General features: G+C 62.7%; 13 protein-coding genes. 9 read left to right on the top strand and 4 right to left on the bottom strand.

The window, feature by feature from the left end; translation table 11 throughout:
- Positions 1-27 precede the first annotated feature (27 nt).
- Positions 28-927, bottom strand: a complete 900-nt coding sequence (locus U8326_RS14035) for a hypothetical protein (protein ID WP_324740963.1) — start codon at positions 925-927, stop codon at positions 28-30.
- 243 nt (positions 928-1170) lie between these two features.
- Here U8326_RS14035 and U8326_RS14030 point away from each other — a divergent pair, with 243 nt between their 5' ends.
- The 6 genes from U8326_RS14030 to U8326_RS14005 all read left to right on the top strand — a co-directional run bounded on the left by U8326_RS14030 (position 1171) and on the right by U8326_RS14005 (position 7236).
- Positions 1171-1497, top strand: a complete 327-nt coding sequence (locus U8326_RS14030; RefSeq protein ID WP_324740962.1) for a hypothetical protein — start codon at positions 1171-1173, stop codon at positions 1495-1497.
- 153 nt (positions 1498-1650) lie between these two features.
- Positions 1651-2328, top strand: a complete 678-nt coding sequence (locus U8326_RS14025) for a hypothetical protein (protein WP_324740961.1) — start codon at positions 1651-1653, stop codon at positions 2326-2328.
- A 537-nt stretch (positions 2329-2865) separates the two neighbouring features.
- On the top strand, positions 2866-4209 hold the full coding sequence (locus U8326_RS14020) for a tyrosine-type recombinase/integrase (RefSeq protein ID WP_324740960.1): 1344 nt from the start codon (positions 2866-2868) through the stop codon (positions 4207-4209).
- Positions 4210-4322: 113 nt separating this feature from the next.
- A complete protein-coding gene (locus tag U8326_RS14015) occupies positions 4323-5231 on the top strand; it encodes an ABC-three component system protein (protein ID WP_015460379.1) in 909 nt (302 codons plus the stop codon).
- Complete coding sequence (locus tag U8326_RS14010; RefSeq protein ID WP_015460380.1) at positions 5228-5473, top strand: ABC-three component system middle component 6; 246 nt, start codon at positions 5228-5230, stop codon at positions 5471-5473. Before U8326_RS14015 ends, U8326_RS14010 begins: the two co-directional genes overlap by 4 nt.
- Positions 5470-7236, top strand: a complete 1767-nt coding sequence (locus U8326_RS14005; protein ID WP_070933746.1) for an ABC-three component system protein — start codon at positions 5470-5472, stop codon at positions 7234-7236. Before U8326_RS14010 ends, U8326_RS14005 begins: the two co-directional genes overlap by 4 nt.
- Before the next feature lie 107 nt (positions 7237-7343).
- On the opposite strand, the gene U8326_RS14000 is transcribed toward U8326_RS14005, so the two are convergent.
- The 3 genes from U8326_RS14000 to U8326_RS13990 all read right to left on the bottom strand — a co-directional run bounded on the left by U8326_RS14000 (position 7344) and on the right by U8326_RS13990 (position 9593).
- The gene (locus U8326_RS14000; protein WP_084653071.1) at positions 7344-7859 is read right to left on the bottom strand and encodes a MucR family transcriptional regulator; all 516 of its coding nucleotides are present in this window, start codon (positions 7857-7859) and stop codon (positions 7344-7346) included.
- A 14-nt stretch (positions 7860-7873) separates the two neighbouring features.
- Positions 7874-8134 (bottom strand): HU family DNA-binding protein, encoded by a 261-nt coding sequence (locus tag U8326_RS13995; protein ID WP_070933747.1) that lies wholly within the window; start codon positions 8132-8134, stop codon positions 7874-7876.
- A gap of 70 nt (positions 8135-8204) precedes the next feature.
- A complete protein-coding gene (locus tag U8326_RS13990) occupies positions 8205-9593 on the bottom strand; it encodes a PLP-dependent aminotransferase family protein (protein WP_070933748.1) in 1389 nt (462 codons plus the stop codon).
- Positions 9594-9700: 107 nt separating this feature from the next.
- Here U8326_RS13990 and U8326_RS13985 point away from each other — a divergent pair, with 107 nt between their 5' ends.
- The 3 genes from U8326_RS13985 to U8326_RS13975 are packed head-to-tail and all read left to right on the top strand — an operon-like array spanning position 9701 to position 11657.
- Complete coding sequence (locus U8326_RS13985) at positions 9701-10543, top strand: PhzF family phenazine biosynthesis protein (RefSeq protein WP_070933749.1); 843 nt, start codon at positions 9701-9703, stop codon at positions 10541-10543.
- Positions 10543-11226 carry a DJ-1/PfpI family protein gene (locus tag U8326_RS13980; RefSeq protein ID WP_084653073.1) on the top strand — a complete coding sequence of 228 codons (684 nt, stop codon included), beginning with the start codon at positions 10543-10545 and terminating at the stop codon, positions 11224-11226. Before U8326_RS13985 ends, U8326_RS13980 begins: the two co-directional genes overlap by 1 nt.
- Positions 11220-11657 (top strand): GFA family protein, encoded by a 438-nt coding sequence (locus U8326_RS13975; protein ID WP_084653076.1) that lies wholly within the window; start codon positions 11220-11222, stop codon positions 11655-11657. The genes U8326_RS13980 and U8326_RS13975 overlap by 7 nt, the downstream gene beginning before the upstream one ends.
- The last annotated feature ends 35 nt before the right edge of the window (positions 11658-11692 follow it).

The following is an 11692-nucleotide window of genomic DNA, read 5'->3' as shown; positions in this document are numbered from 1 at the left end:
CCTCTCACTCTCTTCAGCCTGTGGCCGCTACACACCGCACATGCCCTCACACTCATTGCCCCACAGATCGAGCTGGCCCCGATCGGCCGGCGTGCTGAGATCGGCCTGGTCGAGCGGCACGGCCGAGCGGTGCAGATAGACCTTGCCCCGGATGCCGCGCAGGCCGGTGCGGATTGCGCGGTCCACCGCGACGGCCTCGTCCCAGGCTTCGGGATCGCGGTCGCGGATCTCGCGCCAGCGCATGTCGGAGTGGAAGGGACAGCCGACGCACGCGCTCTTGGGCGGGATGGGATAGTCGTGCCGTTCGAGCCAGCGCAGGCAGTCATGCCGCGACATGCGCTGCTCGATCAGCGGCCAGCGGTTGACCTGCCACGCCTCGAAGGACGGCTTCATCCGCATCAGCTCGTCGAGCGAGATGCCGATCCATTGCTCGACGACGGGATGGTCGGGCGAGCGGCGGCGGGTCAGGCCGACCAGTTCGCGGACCTTCCGGCGGATGGGGACGATCTTGTAATCCTTGGTGCATTGGCGCCGGATCATGCCGATCTCGACGCGGCGACGTTTCACCGTGCGCGTGAAGGCGGGGATCGAGGCCCAGCGTTCGCCGGTGCCGGCGCGCAGGAGATCGGCGCGAATATCGCCGGCCGAGACGATATGGACCGGGAACGGCAGCACGTTCGGCGACATGAGCCAGGCGAGATGCTCGCGCACGGCGCGCGGCTCCCAGCCGGTGTCCGCAAATATAGCGCAATCGGGCATCGGCCCGATCTCGCCATGCGCGGCCATCAGGGCGAGGGTGGTCGATTGGACGCCCGCGCCGAGGCTGAGGACGCGCAGCCGGACCCAATCGCGGGATGGGTTCTGGCCGAGGGTGATAAGGCCCGCCGGGTCGTAACCGGCGCGGGCGGCGGTCGTGGTGAGTGCCATCGCGTTTCTCCGCGACGGGTCGGCAGGGGCCACTCCCTCTGCCTCGTGAGCCCGTCACGGCGAGCGGGCCAGGCTCTCACTCTCAGCGGGGCGTTGCGGGGGCGGCAGCCGCCCGCTCGAAGGGGTAGCGGGCGACCGCAAGGGCGCCCGCTCAGGGGAAGGCTTTCCCCCCAAACCTTCTCGGCTCTTGAATTATGTTCGCTATTTGTTCCAAATGCGGCTTTGCGAATCAAGGAACGACTGATGAGCGTGATGATCTGCGGCGAGGACCGCACGCGACTGAAGGTGATGGGCGACATCGAGGCCGAGCTGCCGGTTCCGGCCGAGAGCGCGGGACGCTGCTGGATCAGTGTTTCGGACGGCACCTTGATTGAGGCGGCCTATGGCGAAGACGATGCCTGCCGCTTCAAGGTCAGCGAGGAAGGCGCCGGGATCACGCGGATTCAGCGCGATGGCGCAGGCGATGTGCTGCGCCTCGACTGGCGGGTGGAATGGGTGACGGTGGCCGCCGTGGCCGGACGTGTGGGGAGCCGCGAGCCGCTGCCTGAGCTACCGGGCCTGTTCGCATGACGAAGGGATGCGGCCGCGCGGCAAGCGCGTTGCGAAGGCTCTCGGCTGTGGCTAGAAATAAAGTGCCCCGGCGGTATGCGAAGCAGGGACCACCGGGGGATACGGGCTCCATGTAGTCGATCGGGGCGGAAAAATCAAGGGATAAGCCGCCGCGTGCCTACACTGATCGCCGCCCTCTCCGCCGAACGATTCGACACTTACCTCAACTGGACGGGTGGGGATCAGGCGCTTGCCGAGCGGCTCTACACTTACAATGTTCAGCTTTCCGCCGCGCTCTACGGGCCGTTGCACATGCAGGAAATCGCTCTGCGCAACATGGCGGACGGCGCGCTGATCCAGCGCTACGGCCAGACCTGGTTCGACAATCCCGTCGTGCTGACAACGCCCTATCAGACCGGGTGCATCGCCAAGGTGCGTCAGACGCTCCAGCAGGCCAACAAGCCGGCCGTGCGCTCCCAAATCATCGCGGAACTCAATTTCGGCTTCTGGTCGTCGCTGTTCGGCCGCCAAGCGCACCATCTCTGGCAGACGCTGCGGCCGATCTTCCAGGCCAAAGGCGTCCAGCGTGGGATGATCGCGCATGAGCTGCGTGAGCTGCGGCTGCTGCGCAACCGGATCGCTCACTATGAGCCGATCGTCGCTCTGCCGCTCGCGCAGCGCTATGCCAGCATCACGACGCTGACCGGCTGGCTATCGCCGAGCGCGGCGGCGTGGATCGCCAACTATTCGACCTGGCCCGCGCTCTATCCGGCGGTGCCCATCCTCGTGCCCGATCCGACAAACGGTAAGCTGACGGTCGCGCCTGCGGTCGTCCCGTTCCTCCCAAATTGAGCGCCCCGCCCGCACGGGTCGGGCTTGACCCATACGCGCCGCCGGTCAGGCGTCCGTAACCGCCCTATCGGAATGCCGAAGGGAGCCGCGATCCTCGCGCCACACCAGCCGGCGAGGTCTGATGCCGCTGGTGAGTTTCGCCCAGGGCGTTTTCGGCTGAAATCCAAGGGATTGCCGTGGCGTCGCGATCAGAGCTGGTGAGTTTTGCGATCAGCGAGGCTGCGAACGGTAGAGGTCGATTTCCTCTCAATAGTCTGATTTCGTTGGAGATTTTTGGCGCACCCGACAGGATTCGAACCTGTGGCCTTCGCCTTCGGAGAATTAAAACAGGGGCCACGCCACGGCTCCCTAATCTACCTTGATCTACGCTGATACGCGCTAATGCTCTATATTCATTAGCTTTTTCTACAGTTAGGATACGCCGTGGGTACGCTATTCTAACCGGGAGTTCGCTCCCACCTGCTTCCGTGGTGCTTCCGCGGAAGCAGGACCAGATGCCGGAGATTCGTCGCAATGGCAAAGATCAACAAGCGCAATGTGGATGCCGCACCGACCCAGGAAAAGGACTATTTTCTTTGGGACGATGAACTGCCCGGCTTTGGGCTGAGGGTCTTCGCATCAGGAAAGCGCAGCTATCTCGTCCAGTATCGCGCCCTCGGGCGGACGCGCCGGTTCACGATTGGATTGCATGGCGTGTGGACGCCCGAGCTTGCTCGCAAGGAAGCGAAGGTGCTTCTGGGGCGCATCGCGCAGGGCGAGAATCCCGCCGAGGAACGGCAGCTCGACCATAAGGCAATCACGGTCAAGGAGCTTTGCGACCTCTATCTCAAGGATCTGGAGTCCGGTCTGATCCTTGGCAAAGGCGGTCGGCCCAAGCGCCCAGGAACCATCGTTTCCGACAAGGGGCGCATCCTCCGCCATATCGTACCGTTGATCGGGACGCGCCGGGTAAAGGATCTGACCAAGGCCGACGTCACCAAGGTTCTGAAAGATGTGATGGCGGGTAAGACCCGGCGAAACGTGAAGACCAAGAATTTGCGTGGCCGTTCTATCGTCAAGGGCGGGGCCGGTACGGCGAACCGCACGGTCGGTCTGCTCGGTGGTATCCTGACCTATGCGAAGGACGCGGGGATCATCGACGTCAACCCTGCCGCCGGTGTGAAGAAACCGAAAGACCAGGTCCGAACCCGGCGCCTGACCGAAGCCGAATATCGAATCTTCGGCGAGATACTCGAAGAAGCTGGGCGGAATCCCAACTACGCCATGACGGTAGAGATCGCTCGCAATATCGCCCTGACCGGAGCGCGGCGCAGCGAGATCATCGGTCTGGAATGGAGCGAGTTCGATGCGGATAGTAGCTGCCTGCGGCTCAACGACAGCAAGGAGGGCGCGTCGGTTCGCCCGATTGGCCTGTGCGTCGTGGAAAGGCTTGAGAGCCTGCGCCCGGTTGAAGAACAGACTTTCGTGTTCCCAGGAATTCGAAAGCACGATCAGGCATTCGGCGGTTTTCCGCGCCAGTGGAAGGCGATCTTCAAGGGCACCGAGCTGGAATGGATGACGCCCCATGTCCTGCGCCACAGCTTCGCCAGCCTTGGCAATGATCTCGGTTTCACCGAGGCGACAATCTCCGCGATCGTTGGGCACTCGCGCCACAGCGTGACGAGTAAATACATCCACACGCTCGACACCGCGCTCATCATGGCGGCCGATACGATCTCGGGCTACATTCAGGGCTTGCTGCACGGCATGGCGTTCAAGCACACGTCCTACGCGCTCGATCGCCAGTCGCGGCAAGCTGCGCTGTCGCGATTCCTCGGGTTTGACGATGGGGAGAATGCGTTCGGTGCGAATGATGCGGCAGCGGCGCAGATGGCGGCCTGAGGCTCGATTTCTGCAGGCGCAGTATGGACGGCGACACATAGCCAGTCTGGTCGACTGCAATTCGAATTGATCGACCGCGCCGTGGACGGCTATGGCGGTGACGGGGGGATGTTTTGGATAACACGCAACGCTTTGGGTACGGGCTGAAGTTTGAGAATGCCTTCTTGCGGGAGCGGGGTAAGGCGTTTGAAACGCTGTTCGCCCGTATCATGGCCCACGCCCACCCCGGCGATTTCCAGCCAGTTCGCCCCTACGGTCCGCGCGGCGATTTGAAATGTGACGGCTATCGGGCCAGCGATGGAACGGTTTTCCAATGCTACGCGCCGGATGCCATGAGAGTCGATCCACTCCTCGCGAAGATTGACGAAGACTTCAATGGCGCCATTCAGCACTGGGCTGCGAGGATGCAGCGGTGGGAGTTCGTCCACAACGATCAGCGGGGCCTTGCTGCTCAAGCGGTCCAGAAACTGGCCGATTTAGGGACGGCGAACCCGAACGTGGTCCTCGCGGTCTGCGGCGAAGCGGAATTGCGTGCCATCGTGATGAGCTTGGCCCTTCACCAGCTCGAAGATCTTTTCGGAGCTGTCCCGTCAGATCGGACGTTGGAACGACTAGACTTTGCTGCTTTGCGGCCGGTCCTGCTCGCAATTCAACGCAAGGAGCCAGACACCCATCCACCGCTGGCCGCTCCGTCGGCTGCCAAACTCGATTACAATGCGTTGTCGCAGGATGCTGCCGGGCTGCTCCGGCAGGGCCGGCGGCGGGAACAACTGGTCGAGGCGTTCTTCGCGGCATGGCCCGACCCTGATTTTGGAGAAGAGATCGCGCAGGGCTTCCGACTGCGCTATCAGGCGCTCAAGGGTGCCGGCTTGCCGGCAGACGAAATCTTCGGCGAGCTTCAAGCGTTTGCCGGCGGGATGACGGGAGAACCGGCCCGGCAAGGCGCGGTTCTTGCCGTGCTGTCCTATTTTTTTGAGCGTTGCGACATTTTCGAGGATGTGATTCGAGTCGATGTGACATGATACTGCCGACCAAACATATCCGTCCGGATCGGGCGCTTCTCGCGGTTGGCGCCGACGTACTTGGCTGTCTGCGCGAGCCGATGACAGTGTCGCGGTTGTGGGATGAGATCAGGTCGGCGCGGGCCGATCGGGCGGTGTCCGCACCGATCAGCTATGACTGGTTCGTGCTGGCTCTCGATCTGCTGTTCATGGTGAAAGCCGTGCATTTCGATCGCGGCCTGCTCCAGAAGACCGCGTCATGATCCACGGCCTCAGCAGTGATCTTCCGACGTTCAAGAGCCTAACCTTCCGTCCCGGCCTTAATATCCTGCTCGCGGACAAGAGCGCCGGGGCGACTGATCGGCAATCGCGCAACGGAGCGGGCAAGACCAGTCTCGTCGAGCTGATCCACTTTCTGTTCGGGGCGAATGCCGGGAAGGACAGCATCTTTCGATCCAGTGCTTTGGTGGGGCACACATTCGAGGCGAGGGTCGACGTTGGCACCACCCTCGTCGACGTGGCCCGCTCCGGAGCCAAGCCATCGCGCGTCGTGATCCAGGGCGACGCTGCAAGCTGGCCCATCCCGCCGTCGCTGGACGTGAAAACTGGCGACCAGATCATCAGCAACGAGAACTGGCGGAGTGTCCTCGGGGCGTTGATGTTCGGCCTAAACGCCGATTCCGATGGAGACGAGAACGTCCGTTACCGGCCCTCGTTTCGTTCCCTGTTTTCCTATTTCGTGCGCCGACAGAACAGCGATGGTTTCCTGTCGCCAACCCAGCAATCATCCAAGCAGCAAGGATGGGACCAGCAGGTCGCCATCAGCTTCCTGCTGGGCCTGGATGCGGCCGTCCCGCAGCAATTTCAGGAAGTTCGGACGCGCGAGCGCGCGATGGGCGAGTTGCGGAAGGCAGCGAAGGACGGCGGGCTGGGCCGTTATTTTGGTACCGCTGCCGACTTGCGGACGAAAATGACCGTTGCGGAGGCACGCGCCCGGCGTCTGCGGGATCAGGTCAGCACTTTCACCGTCGTTCCCGAGTATACCGAGATGGAAAAGGAGGCCTCGCGGATAACACGCGAGATTTCCACTCTGAACGATGACAATACCGCCGACCGAGAGCTAATCCTTCAGTTGCAGGCTGCGATCGACAGCGAGGCTCCGCCGGCTTCTACCAGCCTCGATCGGCTTTATCGTGAGGCAGGCGTGGTTCTGCCGGGTTCGGTCGGAAAGCGGTTCGAAGAGGTGGAAGAATTCCATCAGGCGATCGTGCAGAACCGCCGCTCACATCTGACTTCGGAAGTACAGGCTGCCGAAGATCGCATCAGCAAGCGGGATCGGACCCGCGAGAGCTTGGACCAGCGACGCCGCGAACTGATGGGCATTTTGCAATCTGGCGGTGCGCTGGAGCACTATGCACTCCTCCAGCAGGAAGCTGGCCGAGCCGAAGCGGATGCCGAGGGTCTGCGGCAGCGGCTGAAGACTGCGGAGGAGATCGAGAGCACCAAGGCCGAACTCGACATCGAGCGCGCCCGGCTGCTCAAGACGCTCCAGGACGATCACCATGAGCGCGAAAGCCTGATTGAAGAGGCCATCCTCGTTTTCGAGGACCTCTCGAACGCTCTCTACGAGAAAGCAGGAAGCCTCACGATCAGCGCAACCACCAACGGCCCCCAAGTCGATGTTCGTATCGACGGGCAGCGCAGTAAGGGCATCACGAACATGCAGATATTCTGCTTTGATCTGATGATTGCCGAACTCGCCGCGCGTCGAGGTATCGGTCCTGGCTTCCTAGTGCATGACAGCCATCTTTTCGACGGTGTTGATGAACGCCAGGTGGCGAAGGCGCTGCAATTGGGCGCGGATCACGCAGCGAGTGTCGGTTTTCAATACATCGTGACGATGAACTCGGACGCGTTGCCAAGGGACGGCTTCCGGGAAGGCTTCGATGTCAGCGCGCATGTCATTGACGTGAAGCTCACCGATGCGACCGATTCCGGCGGATTGTTCGGGATGCGCTTTAATTGAGTTGTTCAGGGTCAAGAGACGCCCACCGCAACACTCGGAAGGGCTATCTTGAGGGTGAGGCATTGAGCTGATCGAACGGCGATCCAACCGCTTTCGGCACTCAGAGATTACGAAACGGCAATCCCCAGCTTCCGCCGGGTGCGGCGCGGTGTTTTTTCCTCGCTGCTTGCTGAAATCAGAGCCTGGTCTTTCGCGATCTGGTTGTGGGCAGGCGCAGCGCCCTTCCGTCTTCCGAGGCCGCCCGCCTTGGCGAGTTCGCTGCGCCTAGCTGAGTAAGCCGGCGCCACCATTGGGTAGTCCGCAGGCAGGTTCCACTTTGCGCGATACTGGTCCGGCGTCATGCCATAGGCGGTCATGAGGTGACGCCGGAGCGTCTTCAGCTTCCTGCCATCCTCCAGGCAGACCAGATGGTCAGACTTGACCGACGCGCGCACCGAGACAGCGGGTTGCGGCGCAGGCTCCGTGGTATCGGGCGCGCCCAGGCCAGCGAGGGCGCCATGAACGGATGCGATCAGCTGCGGAACGTCGGCGGCCGTGACCTGGTTGGCGCCGAGGTGGGCGGCCACGATCTCTGCGGTGAGCGACAGCAATGTGGACTCATCGACGTTGTGGTTGTCGGTCATTGCTGCCTGCCCGTTCATCCGTTGACCTTGTCCTTCAGGGCCTTCGCGGCGGTGAAGCCAACGCGCTTGGAAGCGCGGATCACGATCGTCTCGCCGGTCTGAGGATTGCGGCCTTCACGGGCGGCGCTGTCCTTTGCGCGGAACTTGCCAAAGCCGTTCAAGGAGACCTCGTCGCCCTTCACCAGCGCATCGCCGATAAGGCTGAGGACGGTATCGAGAGATTTCTTCGCATCAGCCTTCGAAATGCCCTGCGATGCTGCAAGGGCGTCAACGATGTCAGCAGCGTCTTATCGTAGCCTGACATATGGAAGTGACTGTAGTGTGCGGCCGAAATCTCGCAAATCCCTACTGTAGCACCATACGTAAATAACCGAACAGGCGATCATCATCGCTCATCGCCACGTTGAAGCGCATATGATCGCGCCAGCCGCCACTGGCGCTGAACACCGCACCCGGTGCAAGGACGATCTGCTTGGCCAACGCAGAGCGGGCGAGAGCGACCGCATCGACGCCATCCGGTAATCGTGCCCACAGAAAAATGCCCGCACCCGGTTCAGCCCAAGGCTCAATACCGAGGTCGCGCAGCCGCTTCGCCACGCGCGGCATGGCGCGGGCAAGGCGGGAGCGGACGGATTCAAGGTGCCTGCGATAACTTCCATCCGTCAGGACCGTGTGGAGCAAGCCTGCCGACAAGGGGCTACCAGCCATGGAGGTCGCGATGCGCAGATCGGCCAGTGCCTCGATCCAGTCGCCGCGCGCGGCAATGTTGCCGCATCTCACGGCTGCGGACAGGGACTTGGAAAAGCTGCCGATCCGGATCACTCTTTCCAGCCCGTCGAAGGCGGCGAGGCGCGGAGCCGGGACATGCTCGAAATCGGCGAAAATATCGTCCTCGACGATGACCATGTCATGGGCTTCGGCGATGCGGAGCAGCCGATGCGCCGCAGGTGCGGAAAGCATCGCACCCGTCGGATTATGGACGGCCGAATTGGTCAGATACAGGCGCGGCCTGTGCGTGACGGCCACCTCCGCGAACGCGGCGAGATCGGGGCCGCTGGGCGTCATCGGCACACCGATTACCTTGGCCCGATGCGCTCGCAGCAAGGCAAGGAAATTGAAGTAGCATGGATCATCGACCAGCACCGTGTCACCGGGCTGGAGAAGGAAGCGGCAGACCAGATCGAGCGCGTGGGTGCCGCTGTCGGTGAGAAGAATTTGGTCGGGCGAGGCCGCCACGCCCTGTTCGGCGAGGCGGCGAGCGAGCAGCGAGCGCAGCGCAGGTGAACCGAACGGCGAGGCATAGCTCGCGAGAGCGCCCGCATCCTTTGTACGCGCCATTGCGCGCATGGCCTTGCGCAGCGCCTCGCCTGCGAGCCAGTCATCCGGCAACCAGCCGCACCCCGGCATCCGTTCCGCGCGCCGTTCCCCCAGCGACTGACGGAGCATCCATAACGGATCGACCTCCCGCTCGGCGGTTTGCGTCAACCGTTCAAGCGTCAGCGGAGCCAGCGGAGCCGCGACATAAAAGCCCGATCCGGGCCGCGAGCGGATCATACCCTCGCTTGCAAGACGCTCATAAGCTTCGACCACGGTCGAGCGCGCGACGCTCATCGTGTCCGCCATCGCGCGGATGGATGGCAGCCGCGCGCCGGGCGTCAGCGTGCGGGCTTCGATCCGGTCGCGAATATGGCGGACGATACGTCCTGTCCGCGTTTCATTGGGGTTTGCCGCCACCGTCCTGCTTTCATGACCAGTACAGTTTGACGATATCGTATCGATCCGTGCCTGTCGATGCCGGTGCCGCCAGTTAGAAAAGCCGTCTGCGCAACAGGAGTTACAGCGTGAACAATCCCTTCCACCTCGTCGACGTGTTCGGCGTCGACCCTTTTACCGGCAACCCAGTCGCCGTGCTGTCCGATGCCGAAGCTCTCTCGACCGAGGAGATGCAGGCCATCACCCGCTGGCTGAACCTGTCGGAGACTACCTTCCTTCTGCCGCCGACCGACCCTGGAGCGGACTACAGGGTGCGCATCTTCACGCTTGCGCATGAACTGACCTTCGCCGGACATCCGACGCTGGGCAGCGCTCATGCTTGGATGGAGGCGGGCGGACAACCGAGGGATCGGAACATGATCGTGCAGGAATGCGGCGCAGGTCTGGTGAAGATCCGGAACGACGGCGAACGCCTTGCCTTCGCTGCGCCGCCCCTGCTGCGCGGCGGCACTCCCACGGAAGCAGACATCGCCCGGGTGGCGGAGGTTTTGCGTATCGAGCGTGGCGCAATCATGGGTGCGACGTGGGCGGATAATGGTCCCGGCTGGATCGCGGTGATGCTGGAATCGGCCGATGCCGTGCTGGCGGTGGAACCGAAAAGGAATCAGAGCCAGCGAATCGATATCGGCATTCTCGGCCCCTATGCGGCAGGCGGTGACGCAGCATTCGAGGTCCGCGCCTTTTTCAGCGACGCCCATGGCGCGCTGATCGAGGACCCGGTGACGGGCAGCCTCAACGCCGCGCTCGGCCAATGGCTGTTCGCGAGCGGCCGCGTGAACGATGCCTACATTGCAGCACAAGGCACGCGGCTGGGAAGGAGCGGTCGCATCCACGTCGAACAGGATGATGCCGGACAGATATGGGTTGCCGGTGCCACCCGTACGCTCTTTAGCGGCCGGAGTGCCAGTTGATGCAAATCGCGGTCCTGACCTTCGACGGCTTCAATGAACTCGATTCCTTCATTGGCGCTGCCATCCTCAACCGTCTCCGGCCGCGAGGCTGGCAGGCCCATATCACTGCCCCGTCAAAACAGGTCACGTCCATGAATGGCGTGACCGTGCAGCGCCAGCGCCCGCTGGAATTTGCCTGTGAGGCGGATGCAGTGTTGATCGGCAGCGGTATTCGGACGCGCGAGATTGCCGAGGACACCGCCTTGCTGGCTCGCCTGCAGCTCTATCCCACCCGTCAGCTGATCGCCGCGCAATGTTCCGGCACGTTGCTGTTGGCCAGGCTCGGTCTGATCGGCGACCTGCCGGCCTGCACCGACCTGACGACGAAGCCGTGTGTCGTGGAGGCGGGCGTCAACGTTATCGACGCGCCGTTCGCCGCTCATGGCAATGTCGCGACAGCGGGCGGCTGCCTTGCCGCGCCTTATCTCGCCGCGTGGATCATCGCGCGCGGCGCGTCGATCGACATCACGCACGAAGCGATGCATTATGTCGCTCCGGTGGGCGAGAAGAGCTTCTATGTCGATCATGCGCTGCGGGTGATCGAACCGGCCATATTGGCGGCAGCGCAGCACGAGACGGCCGGCGTCGGTTCAGGCGCTAGGATGCTCGACCCATTCGGCGCGGAAGAAGCGAGCCGATGGTAAGCCGTCATCCCGGTTCCTGCCACTGCGGCGGGGTCCGCTTCACCCTAGACAGCGATCCGATCGAATTGACGACATGCGATTGCTCATTATGCGTGAAGCGCAACGCATTGATGGTGAAAGTGCCCGAAGTAGCGCTGCATATCGAACAGGGAGAGCAACTGCTCTCGCTCTACGTATGGAACAGCGGCCGCGCGAAACATTATTTCTGCCGGCGTTGCGGCATCTACGTCTTCCACCGCAAGCGCGCGGCGCCCGATCACTTCGGGGTCAACATCTTCTGCCTCGACGGATTCGACGCGACCGCACTTCCCGTCCGGGCCACCGAGGGCGCGGGGATGAACCTTGTCTGTGACGATCCGCGACCTGAATGGCCTGGCCCGCGAGTTCCGGCCATGCGATCAGAAAAGCCCGCTGTATCCCGTCGGTGCTAGACGCGATCATCCTTGCTTCCTTGCATCTACAGGAG

The organism is Tsuneonella sp. CC-YZS046, assembly GCF_035581365.1.
Taxonomy (GTDB): Bacteria; Pseudomonadota; Alphaproteobacteria; order Sphingomonadales; family Sphingomonadaceae; genus JAWKXU01.
Note: the sequence above shows the minus strand (reverse complement) of the source record. Positions and strands in the feature narration are given on the sequence as shown.